The organism is Wenyingzhuangia sp. IMCC45574, from assembly GCF_054182685.1.
The window spans coordinates 766,421-781,755 of sequence record NZ_CM135169.1 but is presented as its reverse complement, the minus strand read 5'-3'; the positions used below and the strand labels follow the sequence as shown (position 1 = coordinate 781,755).

The window sequence follows — 15,335 nt, the reverse complement described above, 5'->3', positions numbered from 1 at the left end:
TTCGTTAAATCAATTTCAGTCGGGGAATGTTGCAGCATTCCTCGACATTTTTTTTAGTTAAAAGTTTCAGTTCATATAGTTTGTATTAGTGTTTTGGTTGGTTAATAATAATTTGATTGTTTTTAATAGCATAACTAAACCCAGCACTTTCTTTAAAAGTATTCATTAGGTCTAGAATGGTTTCATCCTTAAAAGTTCCTTTGTAATGATGATCGTTTAGTTCTGTGTAATTGTTAACTATAGTTACGTTGTATTTACGTTCTATTTTTTTTATGATATTGATAAAGTTGTCGTTGTTAAAAAATAAATGCCCTTCTCTCCATTTTAATTCACGTTTGACATTTGCCTTTTTAACTGTTATTTGGTTGTTGCATAGTATGGCACGTTGACCAGGTACTATTATAGTTTGCGTTTGTAAGTCCTCTTTGTTCTTTTGGTCATAAACAGCAACACTCCCTTCTGCTAAAACTGTATGCACCTTTTTTTGATCATAAGTATTCACATTAAAATGAGTTCCCAATACTTTTACCCCCATTTTTTCGGTAGTTACAATAAATGGGTGTTTTGCATCCTTAGTAACTTCAAAATAAGCTTCACCATCTAGGTAAACCTCTCTGTTTTTTCCATTTATAAAGTTTACTGGGAATTTTATAGAGGTTCCTGCATTTAAGTGTACCAAGGTTCCGTCCGATAATTTTAACTGTAAGTTCTTTCCGTTGGGAATCTTTAATTCGTTGTAAACCAATTCTTGTATTGGAGCTTTAGTCTCAAAGCTAATAATGTCACCTTTTTGTTGTGCTACTTTAGTCTCACCATTATACACATCTCTTTGTGAACTATTGTCTAATACAATCTCTTTATTATCAGCTGTTTTTAAAATAATAGAAGCATCGGCTATTTCTAAAGTTTCATCTTTAGTGTCTGTTATCCAAAAAGTGGTTGCGCTAATAGTTATTGCAATTACAGCCGCATATTTTAGATATTTGTAAATGGGATTTTTGGTTTCCTTTTTAATGTTTAATGTATCAGAAACTATTTTAGACCATAACCTCTCTTTAATCTCAGTATCGTAATTAAGATCTTTTAAAATAAGTTCTTTGTCCTGAAAAGAGTCTAAGAACTGTTCTAATAATTCTTTTTCTTGCTTTGTACACTCATTGTTGAGGTATTTTTTATAAAGCTCTCTGGCTTGTTTTTTGTTCATGATAAATAGAGACTAAAAAGGTGTGTATAGTAATAAGTAACCAAAAAGATATTTTGGTACACGTCTGTTGTTGTTTTTTTGCAAAAAAAATCCGAAATTAATTTCGGATTGTTATTTTTCGTATTGAAATAGTGTGTATAATGCAGGTTTTTATTGGTTTGTTTGGGTATTTTTAAAATGAGATAAAAAGTAAAAAAGAATATAAAATAATTTCTTCTGCTTGTAGGGATAATTTAATTTTCTGAATTCCCTTAGAGATTTGATTTTTTACTGCTTGCATTGTAATTCCCAATTCGTTTGCAATTTCCTGATTGGTTTTGTGCTCAAATCTACTGAGTATAAATATCTGTTTGCATCTTTGGGGCAATTCACTTTCTATAATCGTTTTAATTTTTTCTTCCAATTCGTGATACTCCATTTTCTGAGCAGCATTCATAGAAACATCAATTAAATTTAAGCGCGTTAAATCTTCCTTTGTAATTTTTTTACTTCTTAAATGATTGAATATTTGATATTTCACAGATTGAAACAAATAACCTTTTAGGTTTTTAACCTTAAGGGATTCTCTTTTAGACCATAGGTCGATAAAGATATTCTGAATTAAGTCTTCACAAACTTCTTTATCATCGAGAATTTTTAAACCATAGTAGTACATTTCCTTGGAATAGGTGTCGTACACTTTTTTAAAGGCTTGATAATTACCATTACTTATTTCGTTTAAAAGACTGTTGTTAGAAGCAGAGTTAGTCATTTTAAGTTTAGTATAGTTGTTAAGTAGCCACTAAATATATGTAAAAATTAACAATAATGTAATGTTGTGGAGTTTTTGATGTGATTTATTTATTAACAAAAGCTTAGATGTGTCAATTTTGTGCTTCTTTTAGGTTTAAATAATGCTTTTGTTAATTGGTTATAGGTTTGCATCTAACCATTTTTTTAAAAATAGAATAGTGTAAACTAGTCATAAAGGAGTTTTTTTTTATTATTTAAACACTATTTTAGATTTATAAGATATGCTAAATCAATCAATTATAGGTTCATGGAATTTACAATAACGACTACGTTTAAAGCAGCACCAAAAGAAGTGTATACAGCTTGGTTATCTAGCAAAGAGCATTCAGAAATGACTGGTGGTGAAGCGATAGTAACAGACAAAGTAGGAGAGAAGTTTACTACTTGGGATGATTATATTACGGGAACTAATTTAGTATTAGAGCCTTACAAAAGAATTGTGCAGTCTTGGAGAACCACTGAGTTTGAACCAGATGTAGAAGACTCTAAAATTGAAATTATTTTAAAAGAAATAGGTCGTGAAACTGAGTTTACATTAATCCATACCAATTTGTTTCAAAGCGAAGAACGTTATAAAAAAGGTTGGATAGCACACTATTTTGAGCCGATGCAAACGTATTTTAATAATCAATAGTCAATGCTTAATTGATATTTCCCCCTACCGTTAATCCACTTGGTACTTCCGTTGGAATTTCTTTATCGTAATCCTCAGAGTTTAACGTATTAAAGAAAGAAATAATCATGGACATGTCTTTCACTTTAATATTGATCTTAGGAACTAAGGAATCCATTTGCTGGTTATCTACTAGCGGGTTTTGAGAAATACCAGTAGAAATATCTTCATAAAACTCTAACACTTGCATAAGCGTTGTAAATTTTCCATTGTGCATGTAAGGCCCAGTTTGTCTTAGGTTTCTAAGTGTTGGAGTTCTAAATCCGTACGTTTTTTCAAAACCGTCGTCAGAATAGCCCAGTTTGGTGTTATCTTTCATTCCCAGTGTATGAATCTTAAAGTCGCTAAACATAGGGCCAGAATGACATAAATTACATTTGGCTTTCTTAAAGAGTCTAAAACCTTCTTTCTCAGCTTCGGATATAGCTGTTGTTTCTCCTTTTAAATACCTGTCAAAGCGTGAATTTGGAGAAACCAAACTACGTTCAAAACAAGCAATGGCTTTTCCAAGGTTTGCATTATTAATAGTAGGGTTTTCAGGAAAAGCTTCGCTAAACAGTTCTTGGTACTTAACGATCTTTTGTAATCGGTTTACAACAGTGTCTAAAATATGTTCTTCGGATATATTTTCACCTCTCATCTCTTCCAAAGAACCAATCGGTTTTAAAGATTGCTCTTCTAAGCTAAGCGCACGGTTGTCCCAAAACATAGGAGCATCTTCTGGAGTGTATTTTCCTTTGGTATTAATTCCGTTGTAAGCAGTGTTTAAAACGGTATGTGCATTTCTTTTTACAATAGGAATGTTATTCCCTTTTTTAAAATGACGGTTATGACCTAATCCAATTCCGTTAACACCAATAGAAAGGTCTATGTTTTCTGCGTAACCAAATTTAGGATGATGACAACTAACACAGGCTATATCTTTATTTCCTGATAGGATAGGGTCGTAGTACAATAATTTACCTAATTGTACTTTAATAGGAGAAGTGGGGTTGTCTTTGGGGTGAATTACAGCAGGAAGTGGTAAATATACGTCCTTATCTTCTGTTAAAATTTTGGTTTTCTTTTCTTGACAAGAAAAAAGAATCAATCCAACAAGGACGTATATGTAGTGCTTCATAGTTTATTTATTGAATCCCTGAAATTAACACAGGTTTTTCATGTTCGGTTTTAAATCCTTTAATGGCTTCTTTGCTAACATCTGTTTGCCATAAGTATACCTTTTCTAAGTTTTTAAATTTAGATAGTATTGGTAAACATTCAGCATCTACTTTGGTACCGTAAAGGTTCAATGATTTTAGCTTCTCTAAAGTATTTAATTTAGAAACACCAGCATTTGTGATTTCGTTTTTATTTAAGTGTAATTGCTTTAGATTGCTAAAGGTGGCTATAGTGCTTAATTCAGCATCGCTAACAGCATTGTCTTCTAAAGAAAGCCAGAAGATATTGTCTTTTATCTTAGCCAGCTCATCTACTAATTGCTTTGCTTCAGCAGTTGTTTTAGCAGTGTGTGATGGTAAAACCACCTCAAGAATACTAGAGTCATATACCAATTCTCTAATAGTAAATCCTTTGTTGATTAAGCTTCCAACAAATACGCTATCTACTGGTTGTACCTTTGGCAATGCTTCATCACCACTTCCGTCTAACTGCAAGTAAGCCAAGGCGATTTTTAAAATTTCGTCTTTATTAGGAGCAGCAGTTAGCATAAAGTTGTAATCCTCTTTAGTACTAGCTACCCAATAGCGTAATAATTTTACTTCCTCTTCTGTTAATGGTGTTTTACCATCTGGAGGCATAAACTTTTTGTCATGAGGATTTAATGTTACACGGTGAATAATTCCAGATTTAGAAATATCTCCTGGTGCAACAGCAATTCCTTCTTTTCCTCCTTTTAAAATATTTTCCCAATTGTTTAAAGCCAAACTACCTTTTTTCTTAGAAGTGTTGTGGCAACTAATACATTTTTCTTCTAAAATAGGCTTTACTATATGGTCGTACATGGCCACATCTTCTGCCGTTTTAGGCTTTTCAATTTCTTTTGGTTTTTCTCCAAAAGGAGCATATTTAGTTAAGTAATCAGAACCGTGAGTTAAATTACCACCGTAATGTCCTGTAATACTAATTAACACAACTAATAAAGTTAAAGTTGCAATATTCCCTTTAAAAGACTTTAAAGCAGCAATGTTTATTTTATCAATAGAAATTAACCAAGCAATTAACGTAACTGCGGTAGTTGCTATACCAAACCAAAAGTGACCGTCTAACATAGGGCCATCATATTCTCCTGTCATAGAAAGCATGTATCCCAATGCACAGGCTTTAACAGCGGTTAAGAAACCAAACAATAATGCATATGGAATGGCAGCTCTCAGCTCATTTAAGTTTTTCCATTTGCTTAAAATCTCTAGGATAAAAGCGAACATAATAAACCCAATAGGCAAGTGAACCACTAGTGGATGGAATCTTCCAAAAAATATTACAATATCAGCTACTTCGTTCATTTGTTTTTGATCGTATTAAGTGCTCAACAAGAACACAAAGTTTAGTTGTTTTTATATTGAGTACAGCGTAAAGAGTATTCAGGACAAAGTAATAAGTTGTTGTCTAACTACTTTGTACTAATTACTAATTAAACTCTTGTTAATTTATACGGTGCCGAGTGGTTTGCGTTCCACTGACAGATATATAGGTTTTTATCGTTATCTACACATACATCATGTCCGTGTAGAATAGGTTTGTTTGGTAATTGGAAAGACTTTTGTAGTTCTCCGTTTTGGTAAACAGGTTGTGTTCCTCCCGGATTAGAAACTACTTTATCTCCTTCAAGAATTGTAACAAAGCCAGTGTGGTCTTTCCAGTTTGTTCTTCCTTCTTTAGGTTGAGACCAACACACACCAGCATATAGATTGATGTCATCAATAACAGCTCTATTTACTTGCATGTTAGGCATTTTTATGGTTTTAATGTATTTACCATCTAGGGTAAAGAATTTAAAACATTGCTCTACACGAGAGGTACAAACCACCATAGGGTTCTTTTTGTCTCTATAATCAATGGCAACACCATGGGCACTTACCAATCTATAATTAGGGTCTGGATTGTCTTTTCCACCCCAGTGACGAATGTATCTTCCGTTGGCATCGTATTGTATAATTCTACTCATACCATAACCATCAGCTACATAGATATCACCGTTAGGACCAATAGCAGTTTCCGATGGTCTAAAACTTTCGGTAGGTTTATATATTCCAATTTGCATTGGATGTCCTATGTCAAAAATTACTTTACCATCTACTGTGGTTTTAGAGACTCTACCATTATGAGGAATCATTTTACTTTCATTTCCACTCATAGCCCAACCAGAGTCGGTAATATACAGCATATCATCCCCACCTTCATTGTGTAAGGTTAGTCCATGACCACCTTGGTAGGCCGTTCCCCAATAATCCAATAACTTTCCAGACTTGTCAAAGATTAGAATGTTGTTTTGAGGATGGTCTCCTATCATAATTAAACGACCTTTACTGTCCATTACCATTTCGTGACAGTTTAACAAAGGTGTTTTAGTGGCATTAATTTTAGCCCAGTTTTTTTCTAGTTTGTATTTGTAATCTCCATGACCTAAAATGGTTTCACTTTCGTTTAATAACCAATCAGATTCTGATTCTCCTTTTTTAGATATAATAGAGGCTCCAAAAGTTGGAGCTGTAGCAGCAACTACAGAAGCTGTTGTTGCTTTTTTTAAGAAATCTCTTCTAGTAGACATAGTTTGTTTTAGATGTTAGTTTTTAGATAGTTAGATAGGAGTGGTAGTGTTTCTAGTCTCTCATATCTCAAAGCTCATTTCTGTTTAAGATAGTAAATCCTTTACCACATTACCATGCACATCCGTTAATCTATAACGTCTACCTTGGTGTTTAAAGGTTAGTTTTTCGTGATCAACTCCCATTAAATGCATTAATGTAGCGTGGAAATCGTGAACGTGTACAGGGTCTTTTACTACATTGTAACTAAAGTCATCTGTTTCTCCGTATGTAAATCCAGGTTTCACTCCAGCACCAGCCATCCACATTGTAAAGGCTGCAGGGTGGTGGTCTCTACCATAGTTTTTCTTAGTTAATTGACCTTGAGAGTATACAGTTCTACCAAATTCTCCTCCCCAAATTACTAAAGTATCTTCTAACATACCACGTTGCTTTAAATCTTTTATTAATGCAGCTGTTGGTTGGTCTGTTTTTCTACAGTTGTTTTTAACTCCTCCAGGACAGTTGTTGTGCTGATCCCATCCTTGGTGGTACAATTGTACAAATTTAACCCCCTTTTCTAATAACTTTCTAGCCATAACACAGTTAGCAGCATAGGTTCCAGGATCTCTACTGTCTTTACCGTACATTTCAAAAATGTGTTCTGGTTCATCGCTAATATCTGTTACCTCTGGTACGGAAGTTTGCATTTTAAATGCCATTTCGTACTGAGCCATTCTTGCTTGAATTTCTGGATCACCAAAAGAGTCACTTTGAATATTGTTTAGGTGATTTAAGTAGTCTAACATATTTCTACGGTCGTTTCCGTCGTAGTTTTCTGGATCCGACAAGTATAAAACAGGGTCTTTACCAGATCTAAACTGAACTCCTTGGTGTTCTGTAGGTAAGAAACCGTTCCCCCATAAGTTTGCATTTAAAGGCTGACCTTTACCATTTTTAGAAACCAAGGTAATAAATGTAGGTAAGTTTTCGTTGTCAGAACCTAAACCATAACTTAACCAAGAACCAATAGATGGTCTACCAGGTAATTGATGACCTGTTTGCATAAAATTAATAGCAGGAGTGTGGTTTATCTGATCGGTGTGCATACTTTTAATAAAACATAAATCGTCAACAATTTCTGCAGTATGGGGCATTACCTCACTTACCCATGCTTTAGATTCTCCGTATTGTTTAAACTTAAATTTAGATGGAGCAACGGGTAGTGAACTCTGACTACCACTCATTCCTGTTAATCTAGTTCCTCCTATTACAGATTCAGGAATTTCTTTTCCAAACATGTCCCTTAACTTAGGCTTGTAGTCAAACATATCCATTTGCGATGGACCACCACTTTGAAACAAGTAAACAATTCTTTTTGCTTTTGGTAAGTGATGTGGTAAACCTAATCTATTTCTATTATAGGTTTCTAATATCTTTTCTGTAGCCTGCTCTTGATTACCAGCAGCCCACATTTTTTCTGCACCTAATAGATTACCTAGTGCCAAGGCACCTAGTCCTAGAGAAGTCTTTTTTAAGAAGTGTCTTCTATCTATTTGTTTTTCTATCTGTTGTAGATCTTTGTTGTTAGATCTAAGTTTGTTGAATTCGTGGTTGTTGCACATAATTTTATTGTTTGGAGGTTAACAATTATCTTTTCGTAATACTTGCATCAGCGTTCATAATGGTACTTGCTACAATTGCATTGGCTGTTATTAAAGCTTTGTCATCGTTGTCGCTCACTTTAAATTCACCTGTATTTAACCAACCTTTTGTTTTTTCTGGGTTGTTTTTAAATTTCTCGTATTCTGATTTTTGCAAATCGGTTAATACTTTTAATTCTTTATCCGAAATACTTCTACCTGTTAACTTTCTAAAAGCAGACTGAATTCCTTCAGTAATGCTATCTGCATCTGCCATTTGCTTTCCTAGTACTCTAGATGCTTCTACATAGGTAGGGTCGTTTAAGATTACTAAAGCTTGTAGCGGTGTATTTGTTTTTTGTCTTCTAGAAGTACATAAATCTCTAGATGGAGCATCAAACGTTGCTAAGGTTGGGTGTGGAACTGTACGTTTCCAAATAGTGTACATACTTCTTCTGTATAATTTATCACCCTCGTCTTGCTTATAGGTAGCACCGTTTACTCTCCACAATCCTTTAGGCTGATATGGGCTTACACTTTTCCCACCAATAGTTTTGTTTAACAATCCTGATGCTAACAAAGCATTGTCTCTTAACATTTCTCCCGATAATCTTACTGCAGGTCCTCTAGCCAACCATTTGTTTTCTCCGTCTACTGCTTGTAGTTCTTTTGATACTGCCGAATTTTGTTGGTAAGTATGAGACAACATAATAGTTTTGTGTAATTTCTTTACATCCCACCCAGATTCTACAAACGAAGTAGCCAACCAGTCTAACAATTTAGGGTGTGTTGGTAATTCTCCTTGGTTTCCAAAATCTTCGGATGTGTTTACAATACCACGTCCAAATAAATGTTGCCAATACCTGTTTACAGTAACTCTAGCGGTTAATGGGTTTTTCTTATCGGTAATCCATTTAGCTAGTCCTAATCTATTCTTTGGTAAACTTTCATCAATTGGGAAAATTCTTTCTGGAACATTCGGGAATACAGAGTCGGTAGGAGAGTCATAGTTACCTCTGTCTAGCACATAAGCCTGACGGTTTAACTTACTTTCCTTTAAGACCATAATCTGTTTTACGTTGTTAATGCTATCCACATAAGCCAATCTGTCTTTCTCTAATTGGTTCAATACTTTGTTGTAAGCAGAAGAGTTTGCAGACAAGTAGTATTGTGTTAATTTATTTTTTTGCTCGTTAGACAAGCTTGCAAAGTTTACTTTCTTTAATTCCTTTAGTTCATTTGCTTTTGCCAATTGCATTACTTCAATATCGCTTAACGTTCTTTTGTAAACTGTTAAGTCGTCTATAGTAGCTCCTTTAATACCTTTACCTCTCCATACAGCTCCAATTCTTAAAGCAGGCTCTATGCGTGGACTTTTGTTTCCATACAATCGCAATCCGTGAAAGATAATGTCTTTGTATAAATTATCGTGTATAGTTGTAGTCTCTTGCTTTTTACCATCCATGTAAATACCAACACCGTTTGCTTTACTAGAACCGTTGTAAGTCATGGTTAAGTGAACCCATTGCTCTTTAGGAACTTCGTTTAATGTTTGTACTACAATTGCGTTGTCTGGGTATACGTGAGCCAATAAAGCCTCTAACTTATTGTCTTTTACTTTTAGATGATACCCTCTAAAACTGTGTAACTCTGGACTGTTCATTTTATGGAAAATAACACCATCGTCTAAGTCCTTAGGAATAAATACTTCTATACCAATAGAGAAAGGCTGGTTTCTTTGAAAAATTCCAATACTATCTAAATCCATCCAAGTATCACCATCCATGGCCAAGCCTTTTCCGGTTTTTCCTTTTTTCATTACTATAGGCTCGTTGCGCACAAATTGCTGTCTCATTTGGTACTTTAATTTGTGTTTAGTTCTTACTCGGTTTGTAAGTTTACCATCGTTAAAGTCAAAATGAGCTACCAATCCTTTTTTGCTAATACCATTCGTAATCTTTTTATGTCCATTGCTCGCAATCCATTTTTCGGCTTTTTTCGCTTCTGTTGCAGCAATAGTTTCCACTTTCTTTTCCGTTTCTTCTGTAATACCTTTTAAGTAAGCCAACACTTTTTCTTGTTGTTCTGTGGGTAATAACATGGCAGGAACTGGTGTTGCTCTGTCCCAAGGAATTAATCCTGTTTCGTCTACATTGTTAAAGAACGCAAACAACTCGTAGTAGTCTTTTTGTGAAATTGGGTCGTATTTATGATCGTGACATTTAGCACAAGCATATGATAAACCTAATAAACCTTGACTTACCGTAGCTGTTCTATCTGCTACATATTCTACTCTAAATTCTTCGTCTATAATACCTCCTTCTATATTTTGAGGGTGCAAACGGTTGTAAGTAGTTGCCAAACGTTGTTCACGTGTAGCATTTGGTAATAAATCACCTGCCAGCTGCCAAGTAATGAATTTATCATAGGGCATGTTCTCGTTAAAGCTTTTAATTACCCAGTCTCTCCATGGAGAAACATCTCTATAATAATCGTTACTATACCCATGTGTATCAGCATAACGTGCCACGTCCATCCAGTCCAACGTTCTTTGTTCCCCGTAGTGTGGAGAAGCTAACAAACGATCTATTTGTTTTTCAAATGCGTTTTCTGATGTGTCATTTACAAATGCTTTAATTTCTGCTTCTGTAGGAGGCAATCCAATTAAATCTAAAGAAGCACGTCTTAATAATGTTTCTTTATCTGCTTTTTTAGAAGGTGTTAATTTCTTTTGTGTCAATTTGTTAAATACAAAATTGTCTATAGGGCTTTGTACCCAATCTTCTTTTTCTACTTCTGGAATTTCTGGTTTGCTATCTATAGCCTCAAAAGCCCAGTGTCTTTTGTATTCAGCACCATCTTTTATCCATTTTACCAAAACAGCCTTTTCGTAATTACTTAAGTTTAAGTGAGACTCTGGTGTAGGCATTATGTATTTAGGGTCATCAGAAAGAATTCTGTGCACCATTTCGGAGTTCTTTAAGCTACCTGGAGTTATGGCAAACTTACCCGGAGATTCTGGTAATTCTGCATATGCTTTTTCTGCCGTATGTAATTGTACTCCACCTAATATTTTTTTCTCATCAGGACCATGACATAAATAACATTTGTCCGATAAAATAGGTTTTACGTCTTGGTTGAAATCTAACTTTTTAGGAAGATCTTTATAAGCAGTTTCAACTTCGGAAGGTATGCTTGGGCCACAAGAAATGATGGTAATCGCAATAAGCGAATAAAAGAACTGTTTCATTTAGTAGTTGCGTTGTTTTCGTTATCTACAAAATTACTCGTCAACCAAAGTCGTTTTATTATATTTGTCAGATATAATATTGAACAAATCCGACTTGTGTGGTTTTTGTAGTGGTTCATTAATAGCTAAATATGTATAAATCTGTAGAAAATGTAACATTATCTTTGTTAAATGTAGGATATGCTAACTTAGATAGTACTTGGGATTATAAAAATGTAATGAGTCCTTTTTTTAGATTGTATTACATAACCGACGGTGAAGCCAAAGTGTATCATCATAAAGAAGAGTACACCTTAAAGCCTGGTTTTATGTATTTAATTCCCAGTTTTACTTTTAGTAGATACAAGTGCGATGTGCATATGACACAGTACTATGTTAGTGCGGTAGAAATATCAGAATCGGGACTGTCAATTTTCTCTAAACTGAACTTTATTTACGAGGTAAAAGCAGACAGTATTAGCTTGATGTATTTTAAACGATTGTTAGAAATAAATCCCAATAGGAACTATTCTAACGATGATCCTAGAGTGTATGACAACGAGAAGGTGTTTAGGTCTTTTAAAACTGAAAACATGCGACTTTCTGAGAGTGCATATATAGAAACTGCAGGATTGTTAAAATGTATTTTATCAAAGTTTGTAGTGCTGTACAACAACGATGTGTCTCATAAAAAAAAGAACCTTAAACTAAATGCGGTTCAGGAATACATCAACTTAAATTTGCATACAGAAATTACGGTAAAAGAATTGGCAGATGCTCAGAGCTTAAATGTGGATTATTTTTCAAGGATTTTTAAAGATACTTTTGGGCTACGCCCCAATGAATATATTCAGAAAAAAAGGGTGGAAAGAGCTCAGTTATTATTAGCATCTACAGACAATACGTTGCAAGAAATATCGGATAGAGTAGGGTTTTCTAACATGTCTTATTTCTCTAGAGTGTTTAAGAAAATTACCGGAACTACCCCTTTACAATACAGAAAAGACGGTTGGGAGATATAAAAAAAACTCCCCAACTTAAAAACAAAGTAGGGGAGTGCGTATGAATGTAAGTGAACCAATTATTTACCCACGAACTTAAGGGAATTCGCTACTAATTTTTTGTAAGACTTATTGGTATATGCCTTTTTAGTAAATCCAGGCATAATGTAAACTACTTTAGACTTATTGTATGTATGTGTCCAAACAATTGCCTTGTGTACTTTGTTTTCTGTAGTAGTTACCAAAGGTATTAAATCAGACTCTGTGGTAATGTTTCCGTAAAAAGTATCGGTCATTTTAAAATCTTTTACTCCTTTGGTTACAGGATGTTTAGGATCTACCACTTTTGCATCTACCGTCATATTCATATAGTAAGTAGAACGTTTCTTTTTGTCTTTGGTAAACTTACCTAAGTGCCATTTACCACCAACTATTTTGTGGTACTCATCCCAGTTTGGCTGAGAAGATAGTGTAAAGTGCATAAATACCATTCCTACACCAGCTTTGGTTAAATCTGCATATAACTTTTTAGTTCTTTTAGACTCCTCAAAGTATTTGTTCTGATTCATAAATAAGATGGCATCGTACTTTTTTGTAATCGCATCTATTTTCATGCTTTTAAAATGCGCATCTAACACCAAATCAGCTTTTACTCCTTTTAATTTATTACACATTTTTTCAAAATCTGGAGTGTCGTATGGGTGTCCACCTCTTACAACCAATACAGATGTTTTTTGTGCTGTAGCAGTGTTAAAAGTAATCACTGCAATTAGTAACAATAGGATGTTATATATTTTTTTCATCGTTTAAATTTTTGTTTGAATGTTTGTGTTTTGAATTATGCTTTTTGGTTGTTGTACAGTTTCCCCATATAGATACCCAGTGCGGCCCATATGGCAGCAATACCTGCACCAATAACTCCAACGGCTGTCATACCAAGACCTAAACCTTCGGTAAGACCTGTAAATAACCAAGCCGTAAGACTGTCTCCTCCTCTATAAACCACTACATCTATTACAGGTTTGGTTTTAAATCTTTTTTCTTTGTCTACTTCTGTAAATAGCATTTCTCTGGCAGGTCTTGTAAGTGCATAGTTACCTGCTCTACGTACAACTTGCAATCCTAAAAGAATAATCATAATAGGGGCAAAGGCTAGTATTAAAATAGCAGCACACATTAAAAATGGCATCAAGGCCAATGTAAAGCCCATTCCCATTTTTTTAATAATTCTAGAAGTCGCAAAAAAGGCAATGGTAAAGGTTAAAACGTTTACAATCCAGTCCAGACTACCTAGAATTTGAGTACGTGTTGCTCTGTCGTATTCTGCCAATAAGTGCTTTTGTTCAAAGTATACAAAAGAGCTAATCATAGTGTATAGTAAAATGAAAATACCAATAGATAACAGGTAAGGATCGGTTACAAAGGTTTTAAATCCTGCAAAAGGATTTCCTCCTAAAGTAGATTTTCCTTTGGTGCTAATTTCATCGTCGTTTCCTAGCTCTGCCTTTTTAAGTTTGCTCAGTTTAAAAATAATAGGAATAGGGAATAACAAAATAACCGCAGCTACCAACATTAGGTTGTTTGTTCCCATGGCACCTGCAAAGAATGTAGGTATCATTGGTCCAATTAAAGCACCTGCACTAGCACCGGCAGCAATGGTTGCAAATAATCTTCTTGCTTGGTCTTTGTTAAACAAATCGGATATAAAACTCCAGAATACAGACAAGTGAAACATGCTAAATACACTTAACCATACATAGAATGTTTTTTCTATTAAAACTACATCAGAAAACGAAGTCATAAAGAAATAGAACAAGAAGAATACACCCGCAAAAAAGGTATACACCCCAGGAACAAGGTATTGTAGTTTTACTCTAGAAACAATAAAACCGTAAATGGCTACTACTGCAGCACTAATAAAAAAGTTTAAAGACCATAACTGGCTCACTTCTGTATCGGACCAATCACTGGCCAATGCATCTCTTAAGGGTCTTAGAATGTAATAAGAAAGCATTAGTATGAATATGAACAGAAATGAAAGTGCTGTAGACTTTATTTCATTGGGCTCAATGTCAGAAGCTTTGTGTAATATTTTTTTAATCATGGTGTGATTTTTAAAGATGAGGTAAGAAAAGTCTTACCAAGGCATTTTTTTCCCTTTATTATTCATAAAAGTACCGCTGTGCTCCATAGTTAAGCCAGCCACTGTTTTAGACATAATACCAATAGCTTGGGGAACCGAAAGTTTTCCATTAGGGTTCATGTCCGTTTTTACACCTCCTGGAACAATAGAGATTACAATAATGTTACGGTCTTTTAAACGTGCAGAAAGTTTTCTAGTTAACATGTTTACACCCGCTTTGCTAATACAGTAGGCATCCAATCCGTTACTCTTCTTTTGATAGGTAATACTCCCAGCACCAGAAGACAATTGTATCAACTTAGCACCGTCTTTTAAACTAGGGGCAATGGTTTGTGCAAATAAAGCAGCCCCCATAGTGTTTACGTTAAAGTTGATGGCAATTCCTTTGGCGGTCCAATTTCCAAATTCTTCTTGTATGGTAACCCCTGCGTTGCTAATAGCTACATCAATTTTAATTTTCTTTTTTTGTAAGAATTTTCCTAAAACCTTTTGGTCTTCCTCGTTGGTAACATCTAGCTTTACAATATGTAATTGCTTTTTGTATTTCTTTTTAAGGGCAATTAAATCGGTTGCTTTGTCTGGTTTACGAGCCGTAGCAACTACTTGGTATCCTTCTGTTAAAAAGTACTTTACCCAACCTAATCCCATTCCTCTGTTAGAACCGGTAACAATAGCTGTTTTGGAATCCTTTTTTGCAGCTGCAGTTTCTGGAGTATTCTTGGTTCCAAAAGAACAAAGAGAAAGCCCCATAATAATTGCGAACGCTAAGGGAGCGTTTCGACGAACGATTTTTTTAATCTGTAACATAATTAATTAAGTATGTGTTAGTGAATATTTTTTTGAGTTTTACTGCTATGTAAAAAAGGTATCCTGTTTGGTAAGCTGTGCGTTGATTTTGGGATAC

12 protein-coding genes are annotated in these 15,335 nt (G+C 34.5%); 2 read left to right on the top strand and 10 right to left on the bottom strand.

The features are described 5' to 3' along the window. Nucleotides 1-85: 85 nt before the first annotated feature. Entirely contained in the window at nt 86-1,204 is a 1,119-nt protein-coding gene (locus ACXHHC_RS03395) for a FecR family protein (RefSeq protein ID WP_458228247.1), read from the bottom strand. A gap of 172 nt (nt 1,205-1,376) precedes the next feature. Beyond that, nucleotides 1,377-1,955: an RNA polymerase sigma factor gene (locus tag ACXHHC_RS03390; protein WP_458228246.1), complete on the bottom strand. Its 579-nt coding sequence runs from the start codon at nt 1,953-1,955 to the stop codon at nt 1,377-1,379. A 288-nt stretch (nt 1,956-2,243) separates the two neighbouring features. Here ACXHHC_RS03390 and ACXHHC_RS03385 point away from each other — a divergent pair, with 288 nt between their 5' ends. Beyond that, nucleotides 2,244-2,630, top strand: a complete 387-nt coding sequence (locus ACXHHC_RS03385) for an SRPBCC domain-containing protein (RefSeq protein WP_458228245.1) — start codon at nt 2,244-2,246, stop codon at nt 2,628-2,630. Nucleotides 2,631-2,637: 7 nt separating this feature from the next. Here the strand turns inward: ACXHHC_RS03385 and ACXHHC_RS03380 are convergent, their stop codons facing one another. From ACXHHC_RS03380 to ACXHHC_RS03360, 5 genes are all read right to left on the bottom strand, one after another. Next, on the bottom strand, nt 2,638-3,789 hold the full coding sequence (locus tag ACXHHC_RS03380) for a cytochrome-c peroxidase (RefSeq protein ID WP_458228244.1): 1,152 nt from the start codon (nt 3,787-3,789) through the stop codon (nt 2,638-2,640). A 7-nt stretch (nt 3,790-3,796) separates the two neighbouring features. After that, a complete protein-coding gene (locus tag ACXHHC_RS03375; protein ID WP_458228243.1) occupies nt 3,797-5,173 on the bottom strand; it encodes a c-type cytochrome domain-containing protein in 1,377 nt (458 codons plus the stop codon). A 128-nt stretch (nt 5,174-5,301) separates the two neighbouring features. Continuing rightward, nucleotides 5,302-6,438, bottom strand: coding sequence for a twin-arginine translocation signal domain-containing protein (locus ACXHHC_RS03370; RefSeq protein ID WP_458228242.1), 1,137 nt, complete (start codon nt 6,436-6,438; stop codon nt 5,302-5,304). Between the two features lie 84 nt (nt 6,439-6,522). Then, nucleotides 6,523-8,040, bottom strand: a complete 1,518-nt coding sequence (locus ACXHHC_RS03365) for a DUF1501 domain-containing protein (RefSeq protein ID WP_458228241.1) — start codon at nt 8,038-8,040, stop codon at nt 6,523-6,525. Nucleotides 8,041-8,065: 25 nt separating this feature from the next. Then, nucleotides 8,066-11,308 (bottom strand): DUF1553 domain-containing protein, encoded by a 3,243-nt coding sequence (locus ACXHHC_RS03360; protein ID WP_458228240.1) that lies wholly within the window; start codon nt 11,306-11,308, stop codon nt 8,066-8,068. A gap of 131 nt (nt 11,309-11,439) precedes the next feature. Between ACXHHC_RS03360 and ACXHHC_RS03355 the strand changes: the two genes are divergently transcribed. Beyond that, nucleotides 11,440-12,309, top strand: coding sequence for a helix-turn-helix domain-containing protein (locus tag ACXHHC_RS03355; protein WP_458228239.1), 870 nt, complete (start codon nt 11,440-11,442; stop codon nt 12,307-12,309). A gap of 59 nt (nt 12,310-12,368) precedes the next feature. Here ACXHHC_RS03355 and ACXHHC_RS03350 read toward each other — a convergent pair whose 3' ends face one another. The 3 genes from ACXHHC_RS03350 to ACXHHC_RS03340 are packed head-to-tail and all read right to left on the bottom strand — an operon-like array spanning nt 12,369 to nt 15,238. Next, nucleotides 12,369-13,091, bottom strand: coding sequence for a ThuA domain-containing protein (locus ACXHHC_RS03350; protein ID WP_458228238.1), 723 nt, complete (start codon nt 13,089-13,091; stop codon nt 12,369-12,371). Nucleotides 13,092-13,126: 35 nt separating this feature from the next. After that, the gene (locus tag ACXHHC_RS03345; protein ID WP_458228237.1) at nt 13,127-14,392 is read right to left on the bottom strand and encodes an NTP/NDP exchange transporter; all 1,266 of its coding nucleotides are present in this window, start codon (nt 14,390-14,392) and stop codon (nt 13,127-13,129) included. A gap of 33 nt (nt 14,393-14,425) precedes the next feature. Then, nucleotides 14,426-15,238, bottom strand: a complete 813-nt coding sequence (locus ACXHHC_RS03340) for an SDR family NAD(P)-dependent oxidoreductase (protein WP_458228236.1) — start codon at nt 15,236-15,238, stop codon at nt 14,426-14,428. Nucleotides 15,239-15,335 lie beyond the last annotated feature (97 nt).